The sequence below is a fragment of the Olleya sp. KKT75 genome, from assembly GCF_055635485.1.
Map to the genome: position 1 here is coordinate 3,207,135 of NZ_CM145759.1, position 21,103 is coordinate 3,228,237.

Consider the following 21,103-nt stretch of genomic DNA (forward strand, 5'->3'; position numbering starts at 1 on the left):
TTTGTTGTGCTTCTCGATACAATTTGCTCATGCTTTACAAATCACTCGAAGTGACGTTATGTTTTGTTTGCTCTGTTTAATTTAGCGCAAACTACTCTTTTATGCTTTACTTTATGTGATACTGAAACAAGTTCAGTGTGACATTATGTTTATTATCGTTCCGTCAGTTCGAGTGAAATTGCTTTTTCTGCAATTTTGTATCGAGAACTTATTTTGTTGTGCTTCTCGATCCAATTTGCTCATGCTTCACAAATCACTTGAAGTGACGTTATGTTTTCTTTGCTCTGTTTAATTTAGCGTAAACTACACTTTTATGCTTTACTTTATGCGATACTGAAATAAGTTCAGTATGACGTTACGATTATTACTTTGTCTGCCGTCTTACATTCGTCTTTTTCTATTATTGTCTTCTAATAACCTCTCGACTGCGCTCGAGGAGACACATCTATTATAATCGTACTTCTATATTATTTTCTCTTAACGCTTCTTTTAAATCTTGTATTGCTATTTCTCCAAAATGAAAAACACTTGCAGCCAAAGCTGCGTCAGACTTACCATCTTTAAAAGTGTCTACAAAATGTTGCACTGTTCCAGCACCTCCTGAAGCTATTATCGGAATATTTAATGTTTCTGATAACTTTGCTAATGCTTCATTTGCAAAACCAGCTTTTGTTCCATCGTTATTCATAGATGTAAACAAAATCTCTCCTGCCCCTCTACTCTCAACTTCTTTTGCCCAATCAAATAAATTTAAATCTGTTGGAATACTTCCGCCAGCCAAATGTACAATCCATTCGCCATCAATTTGTTTAGCATCAATAGCAACCACAACACATTGACTACCAAACTTATTAGCCAATTCGTTAACTAATTCTGGTCTTTTTACTGCTGAAGAATTGATAGATACTTTATCAGCACCAGATTTTAATAACACATCAACATCTGCGATTGAAGAAATACCACCTCCAACCGTAAACGGAATATTTACATGCTCAGCCACTTTTAAAACCATATCAATCATGGTTTTTCGGCCTTCTAGTGTCGCTGAAATATCCAAAAACACTAATTCGTCTGCACCTTTTAAGGCGTATTGCTTCGCTAATTCCACAGGATCTCCTGCATCACGTAGGTTTACAAAATTGACACCTTTAACGGTTCTTCCGTCTTTGATGTCTAAGCATGGTATGATTCGTTTTGTAAGCATATTTAGGTCCTCGAAATCAAGGATTATTATTAATTATTATACTACTATATTTTATTTTAGAGACACTTCGACTGCGCTCAGTGTGACGTCAAAATTGTAATTTTCAATGCCACAATAGCATTCTAATCACTATTATAAAAAGCGTTCTAATTCTTTTAAAGTAATTCTGTTTTCATACAATGCTTTTCCTATAATTACACCTTCACATCCAATCTCTGCAAGCTTTTCTAAGTCTGCTATAGTTGTTACTCCTCCTGAAGCAATTAATTTAACCGACTGACCAGAACTGTCATTACTGCATTGTTCAATAATATTTTTATACAATTCTATAGAAGGTCCTTCCAACATGCCATCTTTAGAAATATCCGTACAAACCACATATTGTATGCCTTGTTTTTGGTAATCTTTTATAAACGGAATAACTTCCAAGCTACTCTCCTCTAGCCAACCACTAATTGCTATTTTCTCATTATTGCAATCTGCACCAAGAATTATTTTTTGAGAACCATACTTACGTATCCAACCTTCAAATGCATCTCTGTTTTTAACAGCTATACTTCCTCCTGTAATTTGTTTTGCTCCAGAGTTAAAAGCTGTTATAATATCGTTATCAGACTTTAAACCACCCCCGAAATCAATTTTAAGATTGGTTTTAGATGCGACTTGCTCTAAGACTTTATAATTAACTACGTGTGCAGCTTTTGCACCTTCTAAGTCAACCATGTGCAAGTACTCAATTCCTGCATCTTCAAATTGCTTAGCGATTTCTAATGGGTTTTCACTATAGATTTTTGTTGTACTATAATCTCCTTTTGTCAAACGTACACACTTCCCTTCTATAATGTCTATTGCTGGTATTATTCTCATATCTCTAGCCCACAAAGTGGGAATTTATTTTTTGATTACTATTAGTTTAAATTGAATCCTTGTTACTGCGTTCAAGGTGAAACCATTGTGGTTTACAATTCAATAAAATTCTTTAATATTTGCTCTCCTGCCGTACTACTCTTTTCAGGGTGAAATTGCACGCCATAAAAATTATTGTGTTGCAAAGCTGAAGCAAAGTCTATACTATAAGTAGTAGTTGCGATACTTTCTTTACAGTTTTCGGCATAAAAACTATGTACAGAATACATAAACGCTTCATTTTTGACATCCTTAAATAAATCAGACTTTAGATTTGCAATAGTATTCCATCCCATTTGCGGTACTTTAACTGAGTTGTCAAAACGCTTAACAGACACATCAAAAATACCTAAACCTTCTGTATTTCCTTCTTCAGAAGATTTACACATTAATTGCATACCTAAGCAAATTCCTAAAACAGGTTGTTTTAATGTTGGAATTAAAGTGTCTAAACCACTTGCTTTAAGCATTTTCATTGCAGAACTTGCCTCTCCAACACCAGGAAAAATCACTTTATCTGCTGCTTTGATTTCTTCTGGATTATTAGATAATATAGCATCATACCCTAAGCGTTTAAACGCAAATTGTATACTTTTTATATTACCTGCTCCGTAGTCTATAATTACTAGTTTCATATTTTGGCTTTTCGTTTTTCGCTATCAGCAAATGGCTAACAGCTAATAGCTGATTTACAACATCCCTTTTGTTGATGGTAAAAACATTTTGTTGGAATCACGTTTTACTGCCATTTTCATAGCTTTAGCAAATGCTTTAAAGATCCCTTCTATTTTATGATGCTCATTAGTACCTTCTGCTTTTATATTTAAGTTACATTTTGCACCATCTGTAAACGATTTAAATAAATGAAAAAACATTTCAGTTGGCATATCACCAATTTTTTCACGTTTAAAATCAGCTTCCCATTCTAACCAGTTTCTACCACCAAAATCAACTGCAACTTGCGCTAAACAGTCATCCATTGGTAAACAAAAACCATAACGCTCGATACCTAATTTATTACCTAAAGCTTTATTAAACAGCTCCCCTAAAGCAATCATCGTATCTTCTATCGTGTGGTGCTCGTCTACTTCTAAATCGCCTTCTACTTTAATAGTTAAATCCATTGCGCCATGACGACCAATTTGGTCTAACATGTGGTCAAAAAAGGATAAACCAGTATTAATATCATTTTTTCCAGAACCATCTAAATTTAATTTGATATAAATCTTAGTCTCGTTAGTGTTTCTAGTAATTTCTTGAACACGATCTTCTAATTTCAAAAACTCATAGATTGCTTCCCAATCTGTACTAGTCAATGCTATACAATCTAAAATAGCTTGTTTTGATGTTTCAATTTCATCAACTCCCAATTCTGGATCTTCAGACAAAAAGATACCTTTAGCGCCTAAATTCTTAGCCAATTCCATGTCCGTAATTCGATCTCCTAAAACAAAACTATTTGCTAAATCATACTTTTCTTTATCAAAATACTGCGTTAATAAACCAGTTCTAGGTTTACGTGTTTCTGCATTTTCATGCGGAAATGTTTTATCAATAAAAACAGCACTAAAAACAACGCCTTCCTTTTCAAAAGCAGTCATCACTTTATTTTGTGCAGGCCAAAAGGTATCTTCAGGAAATGAATCTGTTCCTAAACCATCCTGATTAGTAACCATTACCAGTTCGTAATCCAATTCTGAAGCTATTTTAGCCATATATTGGAACACTTTTGGGTAATACTCTAACTTCTCTAAACTATCCAATTGATAATCTACAGGTGGCTCTAATACCAATGTTCCGTCTCTGTCTATGAATAATACTTTTTTCATGTGCTATTTTTTGTAGTGAGATTCTGAAACCAGTTCAGAATGACACGTTATACTAATTTTAATGTTTCGATTAATGTATTGTTTTCTTCCGGTGTCCCAACAGTTATTCGAATGCAATTTTTAACTTGTGTATTTCTATTTCTAATAATGACCTTCTGCTCAATTAAATATTGATACGTTTTATTAGCATCTTCCACTTCTACTAACAAAAAATTAGAGTCTGTAGGATATATTTTTTTTACTATCGCTAATTTGCTTAAAGCCTCTTTTAACTTCGTTCTTTCCTCAAGAATAGTCTCTATGTTTTGAGTCACTTCTTCCAAATTATTCAAACTTTTTAAAACAGCTTCTTGGTTTAAAGTACTAACATTATAAGGCGGTTTAACACGGTTATAAAGTGTAATTATAGCCTGACTAGCATAAGCAACACCTACTCTAACACCTGCCAATCCCCACGCTTTACTAAAAGTTTGACTAACAATTAAATTATCATATTTATCAATATTTTTAATAAATGACGCTTGTGCGCTAAAATCAATATAAGCTTCGTCCACAATCACGATACCATTAAAATTCTCCAAAATATATTCAATATCATCTGGATTTAAACTGTTTCCTGTTGGATTATTAGGCGAACATATAAATATGATTTTAACATCTTCAAAATCTAAATACGGTTGTAATTGATTTAAATTAATCTGAAAATCATTAATTAACGGTTGTTCTATAACTTCAATATTATTGATGTTGGCAGACACATTATACATCCCGTACGTTGGCGTAAAGGTTAAAACCTTGTCTTTTCCTGGCTCGCAAAAAATACGAAACGCTAAATCAATAACTTCGTCACTACCATTTCCAATAAAAATTTGGTCTGTTGCGACCTTTTTGATAGCAGATAATTTATCCTTAATCTCTTTTTGCTGCGGATCAGGATATCTGTTTAAATCTCCAAATGGATTCTCGTTTGCATCTAGAAAAACATCTGCAGTCCCTTTAAACTCATCTCTTGCAGAAGAATACGGTTTTAACGCTTTTATGTTAGCTCTAACCAGATTGTTTATGTTTATTTTTTGGTTCATTTTCTCTTATTACTAAATGTATTGGCAGTATTCTGTTGTATTATTCTTGTGTGATACTGAAACCAGTTCAGCATGACGTTGCGATGGTGTTTCGAACTTTAATTCATGATTCACGATTCATAATTCTTGTTTCATAACTCTAGTTTCTTAACTATCGTTCCAAATCTCGCGTCACACTGAATTTATTTTAGTGTCTCATTATTTATACTTGTGTGATACTGAAACGAGTTCAGTATGACGTTGCAATGGTGTTTCTAACTTTAAATAATGATTAATAATTTACAATTCACGATTCATGATTCCCGTTTCTTAACTCTTTTTTCAAACATCACGTCACACTGAATTTATTTCAGTGTCCCATTATTTTACTTGTGTGATACTGAAACGAGTTCAGTATGACGTTGCGATGGTGTTTCGAACTTTAATTCATGATTCACGATTCATAATCCATGATTCTTGTTTCCTGTTTCTCGTTTCTCGTTTCTTAACTCTTCTTTCAAACATCGCGTCACACTGAATTTATTTCAGTGTCTCATTATTTAAACTTGTGTGATACTGAAACCAGTTCAGTATGACGTTGCATTATTTTAAATCCTTTAAACGAATTGTTACAGCGTTTTTGTGTGCTTGTAATCCTTCGGCTTCAGCCATTAACTCAATAGTGTTTCCAATATTTAGCAACCCTTGTTTTGTAATATTCTGAAAGGTAATCGCTTTTGTAAAACTATCTAAATTCACGCCAGAATAGGCTTTACTAAATCCATTAGTTGGTAAGGTGTGATTAGTTCCAGACGCATAATCTCCAGCACTTTCTGGTGTGTAATTACCTAAAAATACCGATCCTGCATTCTCGATACCGTCCACATAAAAATCGTTATTATCTGTACAAACAATAAAGTGTTCTGGTCCGTATTGATTAATTAAATCTAGTGCTATGGCATCAGTTTCAACTAAAATAGATTTAGAATTATCTATAGCTTGTTGTGCAATGTCTTGTCTTGGAAGCGCTTTTAGCTGAAGCTGAATCTGTTCCGCGACAGCGTCAATTAACTTTTGAGAGGTAGACACCAAAATGACTTGGCTATCTGCACCATGTTCTGCTTGACTTAATAAATCCGAAGCCACATAACTAGCATTTGCAGTATCATCTGCCACAACTAATAACTCACTTGGACCTGCAGGCATGTCAATAGCAACACCATATTTAGTTGATAATTGCTTAGCAACAGTTACAAATTGATTTCCTGGTCCAAATATTTTATAAACCTGAGGAATACTTGCTGTACCAAACGTTAAACCAGCAATAGCTTGGATTCCTCCAACTTTTATAATTTTAGTCACTCCGCAAAGTTGTGCTGCATATAAAATTTCGTTAGCAATTTTACCTTCTTTATTTGGTGGCGAACATAATACAATCTCTTTACAGCCTGCAATTTGCGCAGGCACTGCTAGCATTAAAACCGTCGAAAATAAAGGCGCTGTACCTGCAGGTATGTAAATCCCGACTTTCTGAATCGCTCTTTTTTCTTGCCAACAGTTAACACCTTCTGTTGTTTGTACGCTAACTTTTTCGGTTTTTTGCGCGGTATGAAACGCTTCAATATTGCTTTTTGCTTGCTGAATGGCTTCTTTTAATGGCTTTGAAACTTTGGCACTTGCTGTTTCAATTTCTTCAACTGTAACGATATTTGTTTTTAATTCTGCACCATCAAATAATTGCGTGTACTTAGCAACTGCTTGATCACCGTTACGTTGTACGTCTTCAAAAATTTGAGTTACCGTAGCTTCTATATCATTAACAGTTTGTGTTGGACGTTGCAAAATGTCTGACCACGTTGCTTTTTCTGGGTTGTTTATAGTTTTCATTATAATACCATGTTATCGATTGGACAAACTAGGATACCTTCTGCTCCATTTAGTTTTAGTTCGTCAATAATTTCCCAAAAATCGTTTTTATTAATTACAGAGTGGATTGAGCTCCAACCCTCTTGCGCCAATGGTAAGACCGTTGGACTTTTCATTCCTGGTAAAATATTTATAATATCCTCCACCTTGTTATTTGGTGCATTTAATAATACATAACGTGATTGTCTAGCTTTTAAAACAGATTGTAATCTGAATTGTAATTTATCAAGAATAGCCTGATTGTCATCAGAAATCTGAGGAGAAACCGCTAGTACAGCTTCTGACTTTAAAATAACCTCTGCTTCTTTTAATCCGTTTTTGAATAAAGTACTTCCGCTAGAGACAATATCTACAATAGCGTCTGCTAATCCAATATTTGGAGCAATTTCTACAGAACCATTAATAATGTGTAAGTTGGCTGTTACTCCGTTTTTCTCTAAAAACTGATTAACAGTATTTGGGTAAGACGTTGCGATGCGTTTTCCTTCTAAATCTTTTACTGAATTGTACTTTACTCCTTTTGGTACTGCCACAGAAACTTTACAAGTAGAAAATCCAAGTTTTTCAGAAATTGTAATCCCATTCCCTTTTTCTATTAATACGTTTTCTCCAATAATAGCAACATCTACCACACCGTCTTTAAGGTATTGTGGAATATCCCCATTACGTAGATAAAAAATTTCTAGTGGAAAGTTTTTTGCAGACGCTTTTAATTGGTCTTTACCATTATCTATGGAAATACCAACCTCTTTTAGAATTCGCATAGAATCCTCGTTTAATCTTCCTGATTTTTGAACTGCAATTTTTAATTTACTCATTTTCTTTTCTTTTTAATTTTTTAGATTCTTTTGAAAATTTGAGTAAATCTTTCGGAAAGTATATAAATACAAAAAACCGCTTGATTTACTCAAACGGTTTTAAAATATATTTTGATTTTATTCAATACATTTCTAACTGGCTTGAGTGCTAGTATGGAAATGATGATGATGTAATTGAATAAAGTTCATGTCTTCTTTTTCTTCTTTACAAATATTGTTAAATTTTATTTTAAAAACCAAACCAAAATGTAATTAGTTTTAATTTTTATGAAAATATTAATATTTGTACAATAAATTATTGATTTCCTAAGATAATTGGCATACCACTATCTCCAGATCCAATAACAATAATTTTACTATTAGGTGATTCAGACAACTTTACTGTAGCCTCAATACCTTTATCTTGTAAAATTTTATCTGTTAATGATGCACTTAAAATACGGTTAGATTCTGCTTTACCTTTTGCATCAATAATAACTTTCTCAGCTTCCTTTCTTGCACTTTCAAGTCTAAACTCATATTCTAATGATGCTTGCTCTTGCTTTAATTTACGTTCAATAGCCTCTTTAATTGTTGGAGGCAACGTTACATCTCTAACCAACACCTCATTTAATTGAACATATTGTTTATCAAGTATTTTCTTAGTTTCTTGAAAAATTTCAACTTGAATAGCATCACGTTTAGTAGAATACAAATCGTCTGGTGTATAACGACCAATAACACTTCTTGCAGCACTACGAATAGCAGGTTGTATTACACGTTGTAAATAATCTTGACCTAAAGATTGGTGAAGATTTCCTAATTGATCATACACTGGCTCATACCAAGCTGAAGCATCAATTTGAATTTCTAAACCGTTTGAAGATAACACCTTCATTTTTTCAAAAAGTTCTTGCTGACGTACTTCGTAAACATATACTTTATTCCAAGGTGCTACAATATGAAACCCCTCTCCCATTGGTGGCTCATCAATAACAACCCCTTCACCAAAAGTCTCAAAAAGGACACCTGCCTCTCCTGAATCTATTGTAACCGCAGATTTAGCAATTAAAACTATTACTATCACAGCCGCAATTAAAAACGGAAATGCAATTTTTGGTAATTTTTCCATAACTTCTTTTTATATTTTTAAATTAATCCTTTATATTTTCTTAAAAACCACTCTATAGCTAAACTTAAGGCTATAATAAATAGCAAATAATACCAATCTATCAAAGGTACGACACTTTTATTACTTTTTTGAATGGCTTGATAACGTTTATCGTTTAATAAATTATCTGCTAATGCCGTGTAACTATTAACAAAATAAGCTTCTCCATGACTATTAGTAGCTAGTTGCTGTAGTTTTGTTACATCTGCATTTAAAAATTGTTGCTCGACGTTGTATTCTATTATTTTAAATCTACCACCAACCGAAATATTATCAGGTGACGCTTTAACCGTAAAGTCATAGTCCTCAGAAGCTAATCCATTTAAATTGACTTGATAATTATTCCCTTTTAAAACTAAAGGTCTTGTTATAGTCTCACCTGTTTTTTTATTTTTTAATGTGATGACTAATGAGGCATTAGCTTCAAACTCGTAATTTTTATTAAAAAACTGAGCGCTAATAATCATATCATCACTTCCGTTATAAAACGAATTATAATCGACTTCTAATCGGTTTTTACGTTTATTAGAGGCTAAGTATTGCACTAATTTGCCAATAAAATTGTCAAATTCTATAAAACTAGAAGCATTTAAATAACTCTGTGCACGCCATTTCCATAAATCCTCTCCAAATAAAACAGCTTCCCTTCTTCCGCTAATCTCTAAAGTTGCTAATAATGGTTGTTCGGTTTTTATACCAGATACTGTTTTAAATAAAATGGTCTCAAAAGGCTGATTAAATTCTGCATCTCCAAACGTAGCGTTTAAAGGCGGAAAGCTTTCAAAGTTTAAATCATCAACAATAAAAGGTGTGTAATTAGTATTTAAATTTGGTTGATAATCTTCGGTCTGAGACGTGACCTCAAAACTATAATCTGATATAGCATTATTTAAAAACAACCAATCCGTTTTAGGACCTGAAATAATCCATTTGTTTTTATTCTGTTTTTCTAATGCCGTAATTAATTCCTTAAATAGATTGTTTGGCTGATACAATATAACTAATTGAAAATCATTTAATTGTTTTACTATCTCTTTTGGAGAAACAAATTCAACGACACGTTGTTCGTTACTTTCAATACTCTTTTTTAAAGCCCCTAAATCAGGATGCAAAACACTACTAACAATAGCAATTTTCGATTTTTGATCAATAACTTCTACTGCAAAATTCTTGTAATTATTAACCTTATTTTTCTCTGTTTCTAACGGAATTATTTGCGCTTTATAACTCTGTACACCAACACTATTTGCTGGCAACGTAACGTTTAAAATTTGACTATTATTAGTCTGATCTAATCGTACAACTTTAGAAAACACAGTAGTATTACCTTTTGTTACTATAAACTTACTAGTAATAGCTTGCTTACCGCTGTACACAACTATAGCTTCTAATGGAAACTTATTTTTTAAATAAGCATACTTGTTGACATTTAGCTTACTTATCTGTAAATCTGAATATACTATTGTATCTCCCAATATAATTGGATAGATGGGTTGGTTATATTTTTTAGCAGAAAACTGATAATCACTACCAATGGTTTGATTACCATCAGTGACTAGTATGGTAGGCGAAATTGTGTTTTTATAAACTTGAGTTAGTTGTCTAAAAACCTTATCTAAATTTGTTTGACTTTCTGAAAAGGATAAGCTATCACTACTATTTAATGTATTTCCGAAAGAAAGCACTTCAATATTAAATTTGTCTTTTAATGCTGAATTATTAGTAATTGTATTTAAAGCTATTTTTGCATTATCATCTTGTTTTAAATGCTTTAAAGATGAAGAATTATCAACTGCAACAACTAAGTTGGGTTTTTCCGTATAATACTTTACTTGATCAAATTTTGGATTGATTAGCAATAACAATACTGAAAACAAGGTAATAAAACGCAAAAAAGCAAAAAGCGCATTAGATTTAGCTGCGCCTTTTGCTTTATAATTATACTGGAATAACGCTAATAATAGTGCGACTACTCCTGCTAATATGATATATAATAGTGTTTCTGTTGACATTAATTAGATTATGTTAACATTCCTCCATCAACATTTAACGTCTGACCTGTTACATAAGCAGACATGTCTGATGCTAAAAACACACAAACATTTGCGATATCTTCTGGAGTACCACCACGTTTTAATGGAATTGCATTACGCCATCCTTTTACTGTCTCTTCGTCTAGTTTTGCTGTCATTTCTGTTTCAATAAAACCAGGAGCAATCACGTTACTTCTAATGTTTCTTGATCCTAACTCTAAAGCTACAGATTTAGAAAAACCAATAATACCAGCTTTAGAAGCCGCATAGTTAGTTTGTCCAGCATTACCTTTAACTCCTACTACACTACTCATGTTAATAATAGACCCTTTACGTTGCTTAAGCATTGTACGTTGTACCGCTTTAGTCATGTTAAAAACAGACTTAAGGTTAACTTCGATAACTTTATCAAAATCGTCCTCACCCATTCTCATTAATAAATTATCTTTAGTAATTCCTGCATTATTAATTAATACGTCAATACTTCCAAACTCTGCAAGTACGTCTTCACCTAATTGTTGAGCTTCCTCAAAACTAGCTGCGTTACTTTTATATCCTTTTGCTTTAACACCTAAAGCTATTAATTCTTTTTCTAACTCGTTAGCAGCTTCTACAGATGAGCTGTATGTGAATGCAACATTTGCACCTTGCTGAGCAAATACTTGAGCAATACCTTTACCAATACCTCTTGAAGCACCTGTAATAATTGCTGTTTTTCCTTCTAAAAGTTTCATTAAAATTATATTTAATTTGTTTTCGGTTTAACCGAAAACCAGTTGTTAGTTTTCTATTTCAAATATAGTAATTACAAATTGTTATGTATAAAAAAACCTCATAATTTATACTAATTATGAGGTTTTAATAGGTCTATAAGATGCAGTTACACTACTTATGTCATACTACATTTTAACATCTTCAGATTTTTCGTAATTAAATATATGGTCAATGTCCATTTCTTGAACTTTACCTAATTTATTTAATGCTGTTAAATCTACATCTTTCTTGTTTCCGATTACCATAACATTGTAATCTTCTCCTTTGATATTTGCATTAAAAAACTCGCGTAAATCTGCTAAAGTCATATCTTTAATAGCATTATACATTGCTTCTCTGTTATCTTCAGACATTCCTAATTTTTGAAGTCTTTCATAACTCCAGAAAATACTAGACTTATTAATACGTTGCGCTGCTATCTTTTTTAATGTAGACTCTTTAGCTGCGTTAAATTGCGCTTCAGATTCTGGCATATCATTCATAAGTTCCATCATAGCATCAACCGCCTGAGGCATCTTATTTGCTTGTGTACCAATGTAAGCCATAACGTAATTTGCATCCCCTTTTTCTCTAGCTGTGCTGTAATTAGACCAAGCTGAATATGCTAAGGACTTAGACTCTCTAATCTCTTGAAAAACGATAGAAGACAATCCTCCACCAAAATATGTATTAAACAATGTTGATGCAGCCATGTTTTCTGCCTTAAAAGGCTCTCCTTTAGCTAAAAACATCATTTCTGATTGTACCATATCAAAATCTACGAAAAACACGTTTCCACCTGTTTCTTTTTCTTCAAAAGTCATTGCTTCTGGGTAGTCTTTTAAATCAGCACTTACTTTATGAGATGTATTTAAAGCAGAAACTGCATTGTCCACATCCTTACCATAATAAAACATACGTTGTTTGTAGTTTTTTAAATCCTTAGTTAAATCCACTAATTCTTGAGGATTAACTTTTTCTAAATCACTAACAGAGATGATATTACGTAAACTAGAGTTTTCACCGTATTTAGCATAATTTAATAACCCACCTCTTAAGATACTTCCTTTATTAGTTTTGTTATTTTGTCTTCCTTTAGCAATAGATTGCACATATTTATTATACGCTTCTTGATTAGGCACTGCATTATCAAGTAACTCTTCTAATAATTCTAGTCCTTTAGGTAAGTTTTCTTTTAAACCACTTAAACCAATGTATGTTTTCTCGTTACCAGTGTTTACATAATAATCTACACCTAACTTATAAAACTCTTTTTTCAAATCTTCGTTTGAATATTTTTCAGTCCCTAAATACTCTAAGTAACCAACAGCTAAATCCAATTTTTTATCATTATCGCTTCCCATGTCAAAAATGATGTTCATGTCAAACAAGTCATTTGTTTCATTTTCAATATATGATACTTTAATACCGCTATCTGTTTTAGTTTCTTTTATAGCTGATGCATAATCTACATATACAGGTTTTAAATCTTCAGATTTCATTTTATTAAAGTCCTCGATATACTTAGAATTAGCACCTCTATTTAAGTTAACTGGCGTTATTCCTGGATTTGATACTTTAACAATTTTATCGTCTGCACCTTTACGTTTATACGTAACAACGTAATTGTCCTTATAAAATGAATTGGCAAAATCTACTAATTCTTGTTTTGTAATTTTCTTTAAGTCATCTATAAACTTAACTTTATCTTCCCATTTTTCGTCATGAATAAAAGCATTCACATATGCATCAGCAACAGCTGTACTGTTTTCGTATTGACTTAATTGAGATTTTTTTAAGTCGTTAACCACTGCATCAATCATCCAGTCTTCAAACTCACCTTTTTTAAGCTTTTCAATTTGCTCTAAGATTAAACCTTTTAAGGATTCTAAAGACTGACCTTCTTTTGGCGAACCACTAAAAGAATGATAACCATAGTCATTTAAAAATGTAGTCGAACATCCTGCGTATTGCACTAATTGTTTTTGATTTAAGTTTAAATCTAATAAACCAGCACTACCATTAGCCAAAATCATATCTGCTAATGTTACAAATTTTTCTTGTTCTGTATTTACGCCACTTGTTCTAAATGCAATAGAAAGACTTTCTGCTGTTGGTCCAAAGACTTCATTTTCTACAATTGTAGTTAATGGTGCTTCTGTAGGTAATACTGGATGAGCTACTTCTTTTCTTTCAAATTTCCCGAACGTTGTATTTACCTTTTTAATAGTTGCTTCAAAATCAAAATCTCCAACTAATACTACAGCCATATTGTTTGGTACATAATATTTATCAAAATAATTGTGAATATCCACCATTGATGGATTTTTTAAATGCTCTGCAGTACCAATAGTAGTCTGTTGCCCATAAGGATGCTTTGGGAATAAACCTTCTAACATTGCAGCATAACGCTTACGTCCATCACTATCCTGACCTCTATTAAATTCTTCAAAAACTGCTTCTAATTCTGTATGAAATAAACGCAAAACTACTTGGCTAAAACGCTCACTTTCTAAAGCTAAAAACTTATCCAACTCATTAGCAGGAATCTTATTTGTATATACTGTTTGCTCAAACCACGTATAAGCATTTGTACCAGTAGCTCCTAAAGAACTTGACATTTTATCATACTCATTAGCTACTGAATAGTTTGAAGCCTCTAAAGATACTCTATCAATTTCTTTATAAATTTCTAATTTCTCTCCACCATCTCTAGTAGCTCTATGCTTTTCGTACAAATTAGAAATAGTATCTAAGTACTTTTTTTCAGTTTCCCAATCTACAGTACCTACTTTATCAGTTCCTTTAAAAACCATGTGCTCTAAGTAGTGCGCTAATCCCGTAGACTCTTTAGGATCATAGTTTGACCCAGCTCTTACAGCAATATAAGTTTGGATTTTAGGCTCTTCTGTGTTTTTACTTAAATACACTTGTAGACCATTGTCTAAAGTATATAAGCGTAGACCCGTTGGATCGTTAGTTACACTCTCGTAACTAAAACCATTGGCATCTTTTTGTGTTTCTGTCTTAACAGCTAATTGATCCGAATTACCTTTTTTGCAACTGGCAACAAAAGTAATCATAGCTAAAGCCAAGACTAATTTTAAATGTTTCATGTTTTTTGGTTGGTTATATTAATAAAAAAAGTTCGTTAGCTAAATTAAGCCAACGAACTTTAAACGTTTATTTATTTGGAATATTTTAACACATTAGCGTTAAATTGATTATACCATAACTTCGGCAACCTTTTTTCCAATTTCTGCTGGAGAATCTACAACGTGAATTCCACATTCTCTCATAATTGCTTTTTTAGCTTGAGCTGTATCATCAGATCCACCTACAATTGCTCCTGCATGACCCATTGTACGTCCTGCTGGTGCAGTTTCTCCTGCGATAAAACCAACGATAGGTTTTTTACTACCTGAAGCTTTGTACCAGTTAGCAGCATCTGCTTCTAATTGACCTCCAATTTCACCAATCATTACAACACATTCAGTCTCTGGATCGTTAATTAATAACTCAACAGCTTCTTTAGTAGTTGTTCCGATAATTGGATCTCCACCAATACCAATAGCAGTAGTGATTCCTAATCCTTGTTTTACAACTTGATCAGCAGCCTCATAAGTTAAAGTACCAGATTTAGACACGATACCTACTTTTCCTTTTTTGAAAACAAAACCTGGCATAATACCAACTTTAGCTTCTCCTGGAGTAATAACTCCTGGACAGTTAGGGCCAATTAATCTACAGTCTCTATCTTTGATATATGCTGCAGCTTTAATCATATCTGCTACAGGAATACCTTCTGTAATACAAATGATTACTTTTATTCCTGCATTAGCAGCTTCCATAATTGCGTCTGCTGCAAAAGCTGGTGGTACAAAAATAATAGTTGTGTCTGCTCCTGCTTTATCTACAGCTTCTTGAACTGTGTTAAAAACTGGTCTGTCTAAATGTGTTTGACCACCTTTACCTGGTGTTACACCACCTACTACATTTGTTCCGTATTCAATCATTTGTCCGGCGTGAAAAGTACCTTCACTACCTGTAAATCCTTGAACTATTATTTTTGAATCTTTGTTTACTAAAACGCTCATGTTTTGTATTGATTAAGAAGTTTTGTATTGAATTGTTATTTGCAATGCAAAAGTAAGATTTTGATTGCTATTACTAAAAGTATTTTAAATTTTTATTTTTAAGAATATGAAGATAAGCTAGATGGATTTTCGTCAAACAATTGACTTATTTCATGTCCTTTGTATAAAAGTCCGTCCTTGACTTCCCAAATAGAAATAAAATGCGCTATTGGCTCTACTTTATCCGGTCTTTCAATAGTTGCCGCATACGCCGTATATCTTGCAGTTATTGTATCATTTTCTTTTAACAAATGACTTAATTTATAAGTAAACGTTACAAAAGACTGTCTTACTTCTGCTAATTTTTTACTTATGCCATCATAATCTAAAGCTGTGTAACCATTGCTACTATTCCAATGTAACTGACAATCTTTGTCAAACATTTTAATAGCATCTTCTGCTTTTGCTAAATCTAAATTATAAAAGGCTTTTACAACTGCTCTGGCTGACATCTACTTATTTTTTAATTGTTTAATTATTTCAGGAATTCGCTTAATATAAGCTAGCTCTTTTAATTTTACTCTTGACTCTTCTATTGGTGTTCCAAAATACGACTTTCCTCCAGCAATTGATTTTGTAACACCTGTTTGTCCTAAAACATTTGCTTTTTTACCAATAGTTATACCGCTAGTTGTACCTACTTGTCCCCAAAGTGTTACTTCGTCTTCAATAATACAACATCCAGCAATACCCGTTTGAGAAGCTATTAAACATTTTTTACCAATCACGGTATCATGTCCAACTTGTATTTGATTGTCCAATTTAGAGCCTTCTCCAATAATAGTATCTCCTGTTACACCTTTATCTATAGTACAAAGTGCTCCAATATCTACATTATCTTTTATAACGACTCTACCTCCAGATTTTAACTGATCAAATCCTTCTGGTCTGTTTTTATAGTAAAAAGCACTAGCACCTAAAATGGTTCCTGCATGGATGGTAACGTTATTACCAATAACAGCATCATCATAAATACTAACGTTAGAATGGATCACACAATTATCTCCTATCACAACATTGTTTCCAATAAAGCAATTAGGCTGTATTACTGTGTTTTTTCCAATTTTGGCTGAAGCCGAAATAGCAGAGTTTGAACTAGTAAAAGGCTTAAAATGTGACGTTAATTTATTAAAATCTCTAAACGGATCATCACTAATCAACAATGCTTTACCCTCAGGACAATCTACCTCTTTATTAATTAAAACAATGGTAGCTGCACTAAGTAATGCCTTATCGTAATATTTAGGATGATCTACAAAGACAATATCTCCGGGTTGCACAACATGAATCTCATTCATGCCTAACACCTCAAAATTTGCATCTCCAATAAATTTACAATCTATTAGATTAGCAATAGTCTCTAAAGTATATGGTTTAGGGAATCTCATTGTGCGACTTGACTATTCTTTAACACGTTCTTTATACGTCCCTTTTTCTGTTTCTACTTTAATCTTGTCTCCTTCATTAATAAATAAAGGCACGTTTACAGTAGCTCCAGTTTCAACAGTTGCAGGCTTAGTTGCGTTAGTTGCAGTATTTCCTTTAACTCCAGGCTCCGTAGCTGTTACTTCTAATATAACCGTTGCAGGCATATCTACAGAAAGTGGCATGTTGTCTTCTGAGTTAATTTGAATAGTAACTACCTCACCTTCTTTCATTAAACCTGGCGTATCTAAAGCAGATTCTAATAATCTAATTTGAGTGTAATCCGCTTCATTCATAAAATGATAAAATTCGCCATCATTATATAAATATTGAAACTTATGTGTCTCTACTCTTACATCTTCCAATTTATGACCTGCAGAAAATGTATTATCTAACACTTTTCCGTTAGTTACACTTTTCATTTTTGTTCTAACAAACGCTGGTCCTTTTCCTGGTTTTACATGTAAAAACTCGATTATTTTATAAATATCGTTATTATATTTAATACAAAGTCCGTTTCTAATATCTGAAGTACTTGCCATTTATCTTTTTTTTTAATTTTTAATTTGATTTAAAATACCCTTTCATGATTCCACGATGAGAATTCTTTATAAACTGAAGAATTTCGTCTCGTTCTGTAGTCGCTTCCATTTCTGCTTCAATGATTCCTGCAGCTTGGGTATTATTATAATTTTTTTGATATAAAATTCTGAATATATCCTGAATTTCTCTTATTTTCTCTGTAGTATAACCTCTTCTACGTAAACCAACAGAATTAATACCAACGTAAGATAATGGCTCACGCCCCGCTTTTACAAACGGTGGTACATCCTTACGTACTAAAGATCCTCCTGTTACAAATGCGTGACTACCCACTGAACAAAACTGATGTACAGCCGTCATCCCAGCCAATACAACATAGTCACCTATATTAATATGTCCTGCTAATGTAGAATTATTAGAAAAAATACAGTTATTACCAACAATACAATCATGTGCAATGTGGCAATAGGCCATAATCAGACAATTGTCACCAATTACGGTTTTCATTCTATCTGTAGTTCCTCTATTTATCGTAACACATTCTCTAATAGTAACATTATCTCCTATTATAGTTAATGTGTCTTCGTCGTTATATTTTAAATCTTGTGGTACAGCCGAAATTACAGAACCTGGAAAAATATTACAATTTTTCCCTATTCTCGCGCCTTCCATTATAGTTACATTACTACCTATCCAAGTACCTTCTCCTATTGTTACATTATTGTATATAGTCGTAAATGGTTCAATAACAACATTTTTGGCGATTTTTGCTCCTGGATGTACGTATGCTAAGGGTTGGTTCATCTTTATTGTTTTGTTCTAATAAATTTGTAAAAACATTTTAGTAATTAAATTACAATAACGTTTTTGTATTATTTTACTTTTGAAATTTGTGCCATCAATTCTGCTTCAGCACATAATTTACCGTTAGCATAGGCGTAACCTTGCATATGACAGATACCACGTCTAATTGGTGTTATTAACGAACACTTAAAAATTAACGTATCTCCTGGTACTACTTTTTGTTTAAATTTAACTTTATCCATTTTCATAAAAAAGGTTAAATAATTCTCCGGATCCGGTACAGTACTTAATACTAGTATACCTCCTGTTTGCGCCATAGCTTCAATAATTAAAACCCCTGGCATTACTGGAGCTCCTGGAAAATGACCTTTAAAGAACTCTTCGTTCATGGTCACATTTTTAAGTCCTATAACATGGCTATCTGATAATTCAAAAACCTTATCTAGTAATAAAAATGGTTGTCTATGTGGTAACATATCCATGATTTGCATCACATCCATAACTGGTGTTTGACTCAAATCTATTTTTGGTACGTTATTACGTCTTTCGTTTTTAATTAATTTAGACATCTTTTTTGCAAACTGAGTGTTTACAAAATGGCCTGGTTTATTAGCTATTATTTTACCTCTAATACGTGTTCCGATTAAAGCTAAATCTCCAATAACATCTAATAACTTATGTCTTGCTGCTTCATTTGGGTAATGCAATGTTAAATTGTCTAATATCCCGTTTGGTTTAACCGCAATAGAGTCTTTATTAAATGCTTTTTTTAGTTTTTCCATTGTAGACTCTGATAACTCTTTATCTACATAAACAATAGCATTATTTAAGTCTCCTCCTTTTATTAATCCGTGTTCTAAAAGCGCTTCTAATTCATGTAAAAAACTAAAAGTCCTAGAGTCTGAAATATCTTTTTTAAAGTCTGCTAACTTTGTTAAAGTTGCATTTTGAGTCCCTAATACTTTAGTTCCAAAATCTACCATAGTTGTTACTTGGTAGTTTTTAGCTGGCATTACTAAAATCTCGCTCCCCGTTTCTTCGTCCATATAAGATATAACGTCAGAAACCTCATACTCTTCGCGAAAAGCATCTTGCTCCTCTATACCTGCAGCTTCAATTGCTTCGACAAAAAACTTAGAAGATCCATCCATAATTGGTGGTTCAGAATTATCCATTTCTAAAATGGCATTATCAATATCCAAACCTACCAAAGCTGCTAAAACATGCTCGCAAGTCTGAATAGTAACTCCGTTTTTTTCTAAACAAGTACCACGTTGCGTGTTTGTAACATAATTGGCATCTGCCTCAATCACGGGGCTTCCTTCTAAATCAATTCTTTTAAAAGCAAATCCAGCATTTACTGGAGCAGGTTTAAAAGTTAATGTTACCTCTTTTCCTGTATGTAAGCCTACACCTTTAAGGGATATTTCCTTTTGGATGGTTTTTTGCTTTATGTCAGTACTAATTATTCCCATTGCCTTTTTTTTCTAATTCGTTTATAGTTTTTACCAGTTTTGGAAGATTTTTAAAGTAAACATACGATTTATTCCAATCTCCATAACCAAATGCTGGAGATCCTTGTAAAATTTCGTTATCCTTTATGTTTTTTCCAATACCGGATTGGGCTTGTATCTTTACGTTATTACCAATAGTTAAATGCCCAGCAAAACCTACTTGACCTCCTATTTGGCAATTTTCGCCAATTTTGGTAGAACCCGCAATACCCGTTTGGGCTGCAATTACAGTGTTTTTACCAATCTCAACATTATGTGCAATCTGTATTTGATTGTCTAACTTAACACCACGCCTAATTATAGTCGACCCTAAGGTTGCTCTATCAATTGTAGTTGCTGCTCCAACATCCACAAAATCTTCTAAAATAACATTACCAATTTGTGGTACTTTTGTGTATTCTCCTGCCTCATTAGGCGCAAAACCAAAGCCATCAGCTCCAATTATTACTCCAGAATTAATAACACAGTTTTTTCCAATAACACATTCAGAATATATTTTAGCTCCAGAAAACAACACTGTATTATCATCAATACTAACATTATCTCCTACATAGCAATTAGGAAAAATCTTTACATTGTCTCCAATGGTAACATTCTCTCCTATTACAGAAAACGCACCAATATAAATATCCTTACCAATTTTAGAGGTTTCAGAGATTGATGTTGGTTGTTCTATTCCAAACTTATTAAGTTTAACCTGATTATAATATTCTAATAATTTTGAAAACGATTTATAAGCATCTTCTACTTTTATTAATGTACACGCTATATCATGCTCCGGTACAAAGTCATTACCAACAATAGCAATGGTTGCTTTTGTTGTGTATATATAAGGAGTGTATTTAGGGTTTGCCAAAAAGGTCAAAGCGCCTTCCACTCCTTCTTCAATTTTGGATAGTTTAGAGACTTCTGCTTGAGGATTACCCTCTACAGTACCATCTAAAATACCAGCTATTTGTTCTGCAGTAAATTTCATTGTCAACAAAAATAGAAAAAATGTG

At 32.8% G+C, this 21,103-nt stretch carries 18 protein-coding genes; all 18 read right to left on the reverse strand.

The features are described from left to right. Positions 1-448: 448 nt before the first annotated feature. The 18 genes from hisF to lpxD all read right to left on the reverse strand — a co-directional run bounded on the left by hisF (position 449) and on the right by lpxD (position 21,078). On the reverse strand, positions 449-1,204 hold the full coding sequence (gene hisF, locus ACZ2G2_RS14375) for an imidazole glycerol phosphate synthase subunit HisF (protein ID WP_470392922.1): 756 nt from the start codon (positions 1,202-1,204) through the stop codon (positions 449-451). A 132-nt stretch (positions 1,205-1,336) separates the two neighbouring features. Next, on the reverse strand, positions 1,337-2,071 hold the full coding sequence (hisA, locus tag ACZ2G2_RS14380; protein WP_090841043.1) for a 1-(5-phosphoribosyl)-5-[(5-phosphoribosylamino)methylideneamino]imidazole-4-carboxamide isomerase: 735 nt from the start codon (positions 2,069-2,071) through the stop codon (positions 1,337-1,339). Positions 2,072-2,163: 92 nt separating this feature from the next. Then, entirely contained in the window at positions 2,164-2,745 is a 582-nt protein-coding gene (hisH, locus tag ACZ2G2_RS14385; RefSeq protein WP_470392924.1) for an imidazole glycerol phosphate synthase subunit HisH, read from the reverse strand. Positions 2,746-2,799: 54 nt separating this feature from the next. After that, positions 2,800-3,939 carry a bifunctional histidinol-phosphatase/imidazoleglycerol-phosphate dehydratase HisB gene (gene hisB, locus ACZ2G2_RS14390; RefSeq protein WP_470392926.1) on the reverse strand — a complete coding sequence of 380 codons (1,140 nt, stop codon included), beginning with the start codon at positions 3,937-3,939 and terminating at the stop codon, positions 2,800-2,802. Positions 3,940-3,986: 47 nt separating this feature from the next. Further along, positions 3,987-5,021, reverse strand: a complete 1,035-nt coding sequence (hisC, locus tag ACZ2G2_RS14395) for a histidinol-phosphate transaminase (RefSeq protein ID WP_470392928.1) — start codon at positions 5,019-5,021, stop codon at positions 3,987-3,989. A 582-nt stretch (positions 5,022-5,603) separates the two neighbouring features. Next, on the reverse strand, positions 5,604-6,887 hold the full coding sequence (gene hisD, locus ACZ2G2_RS14400) for a histidinol dehydrogenase (protein ID WP_470392930.1): 1,284 nt from the start codon (positions 6,885-6,887) through the stop codon (positions 5,604-5,606). Next, entirely contained in the window at positions 6,887-7,744 is an 858-nt protein-coding gene (hisG, locus tag ACZ2G2_RS14405) for an ATP phosphoribosyltransferase (RefSeq protein ID WP_470392932.1), read from the reverse strand. Before hisG ends, hisD begins: the two co-directional genes overlap by 1 nt. 295 nt (positions 7,745-8,039) lie before the next feature. Beyond that, positions 8,040-8,855, reverse strand: a complete 816-nt coding sequence (locus tag ACZ2G2_RS14410; protein WP_101203477.1) for a prohibitin family protein — start codon at positions 8,853-8,855, stop codon at positions 8,040-8,042. 17 nt (positions 8,856-8,872) lie between these two features. After that, positions 8,873-10,906 (reverse strand): VWA domain-containing protein, encoded by a 2,034-nt coding sequence (locus ACZ2G2_RS14415; RefSeq protein ID WP_470392933.1) that lies wholly within the window; start codon positions 10,904-10,906, stop codon positions 8,873-8,875. Positions 10,907-10,914: 8 nt separating this feature from the next. Beyond that, positions 10,915-11,661 carry a 3-oxoacyl-[acyl-carrier-protein] reductase gene (fabG, locus tag ACZ2G2_RS14420; RefSeq protein WP_470392935.1) on the reverse strand — a complete coding sequence of 249 codons (747 nt, stop codon included), beginning with the start codon at positions 11,659-11,661 and terminating at the stop codon, positions 10,915-10,917. A 165-nt stretch (positions 11,662-11,826) separates the two neighbouring features. Next, entirely contained in the window at positions 11,827-14,796 is a 2,970-nt protein-coding gene (locus ACZ2G2_RS14425) for a M16 family metallopeptidase (protein ID WP_470392937.1), read from the reverse strand. 108 nt (positions 14,797-14,904) lie between these two features. Further along, the gene (sucD, locus tag ACZ2G2_RS14430) at positions 14,905-15,777 is read right to left on the reverse strand and encodes a succinate--CoA ligase subunit alpha (RefSeq protein WP_470392939.1); all 873 of its coding nucleotides are present in this window, start codon (positions 15,775-15,777) and stop codon (positions 14,905-14,907) included. 98 nt (positions 15,778-15,875) lie between these two features. Further along, positions 15,876-16,268, reverse strand: coding sequence for a nuclear transport factor 2 family protein (locus ACZ2G2_RS14435; protein ID WP_101203473.1), 393 nt, complete (start codon positions 16,266-16,268; stop codon positions 15,876-15,878). Further along, entirely contained in the window at positions 16,269-17,204 is a 936-nt protein-coding gene (locus ACZ2G2_RS14440) for a UDP-3-O-(3-hydroxymyristoyl)glucosamine N-acyltransferase (protein WP_101203472.1), read from the reverse strand. It lies immediately after the preceding gene. A 12-nt stretch (positions 17,205-17,216) separates the two neighbouring features. Then, positions 17,217-17,783, reverse strand: coding sequence for an elongation factor P (gene efp / locus ACZ2G2_RS14445; RefSeq protein WP_470392941.1), 567 nt, complete (start codon positions 17,781-17,783; stop codon positions 17,217-17,219). A gap of 19 nt (positions 17,784-17,802) precedes the next feature. After that, positions 17,803-18,588 carry an acyl-ACP--UDP-N-acetylglucosamine O-acyltransferase gene (lpxA, locus tag ACZ2G2_RS14450; protein ID WP_090841073.1) on the reverse strand — a complete coding sequence of 262 codons (786 nt, stop codon included), beginning with the start codon at positions 18,586-18,588 and terminating at the stop codon, positions 17,803-17,805. A gap of 68 nt (positions 18,589-18,656) precedes the next feature. Continuing rightward, positions 18,657-20,063 (reverse strand): bifunctional UDP-3-O-[3-hydroxymyristoyl] N-acetylglucosamine deacetylase/3-hydroxyacyl-ACP dehydratase, encoded by a 1,407-nt coding sequence (locus ACZ2G2_RS14455; protein ID WP_101203470.1) that lies wholly within the window; start codon positions 20,061-20,063, stop codon positions 18,657-18,659. Further along, entirely contained in the window at positions 20,050-21,078 is a 1,029-nt protein-coding gene (gene lpxD / locus ACZ2G2_RS14460) for a UDP-3-O-(3-hydroxymyristoyl)glucosamine N-acyltransferase (RefSeq protein WP_090841077.1), read from the reverse strand. Before lpxD ends, ACZ2G2_RS14455 begins: the two co-directional genes overlap by 14 nt. Positions 21,079-21,103 lie beyond the last annotated feature (25 nt).

Coding starts and splice junctions, on each gene's coding strand:
- hisF (WP_470392922.1), bottom strand. CDS start 1,204: ATGCTTACAAAACGAATCATACCATGCTTAGACATCAAAGACGGAAGA.
- hisA (WP_090841043.1), bottom strand. CDS start 2,071: ATGAGAATAATACCAGCAATAGACATTATAGAAGGGAAGTGTGTACGT.
- hisH (WP_470392924.1), bottom strand. CDS start 2,745: ATGAAACTAGTAATTATAGACTACGGAGCAGGTAATATAAAAAGTATA.
- hisB (WP_470392926.1), bottom strand. CDS start 3,939: ATGAAAAAAGTATTATTCATAGACAGAGACGGAACATTGGTATTAGAG.
- hisC (WP_470392928.1), bottom strand. CDS start 5,021: ATGAACCAAAAAATAAACATAAACAATCTGGTTAGAGCTAACATAAAA.
- hisD (WP_470392930.1), bottom strand. CDS start 6,887: ATGAAAACTATAAACAACCCAGAAAAAGCAACGTGGTCAGACATTTTG.
- hisG (WP_470392932.1), bottom strand. CDS start 7,744: ATGAGTAAATTAAAAATTGCAGTTCAAAAATCAGGAAGATTAAACGAG.
- ACZ2G2_RS14410 (WP_101203477.1), bottom strand. CDS start 8,855: ATGGAAAAATTACCAAAAATTGCATTTCCGTTTTTAATTGCGGCTGTG.
- ACZ2G2_RS14415 (WP_470392933.1), bottom strand. CDS start 10,906: ATGTCAACAGAAACACTATTATATATCATATTAGCAGGAGTAGTCGCA.
- fabG (WP_470392935.1), bottom strand. CDS start 11,661: ATGAAACTTTTAGAAGGAAAAACAGCAATTATTACAGGTGCTTCAAGA.
- ACZ2G2_RS14425 (WP_470392937.1), bottom strand. CDS start 14,796: ATGAAACATTTAAAATTAGTCTTGGCTTTAGCTATGATTACTTTTGTT.
- sucD (WP_470392939.1), bottom strand. CDS start 15,777: ATGAGCGTTTTAGTAAACAAAGATTCAAAAATAATAGTTCAAGGATTT.
- ACZ2G2_RS14435 (WP_101203473.1), bottom strand. CDS start 16,268: ATGTCAGCCAGAGCAGTTGTAAAAGCCTTTTATAATTTAGATTTAGCA.
- ACZ2G2_RS14440 (WP_101203472.1), bottom strand. CDS start 17,204: ATGAGATTCCCTAAACCATATACTTTAGAGACTATTGCTAATCTAATA.
- efp (WP_470392941.1), bottom strand. CDS start 17,783: ATGGCAAGTACTTCAGATATTAGAAACGGACTTTGTATTAAATATAAT.
- lpxA (WP_090841073.1), bottom strand. CDS start 18,588: ATGAACCAACCCTTAGCATACGTACATCCAGGAGCAAAAATCGCCAAA.
- ACZ2G2_RS14455 (WP_101203470.1), bottom strand. CDS start 20,063: ATGGGAATAATTAGTACTGACATAAAGCAAAAAACCATCCAAAAGGAA.
- lpxD (WP_090841077.1), bottom strand. CDS start 21,078: ATGAAATTTACTGCAGAACAAATAGCTGGTATTTTAGATGGTACTGTA.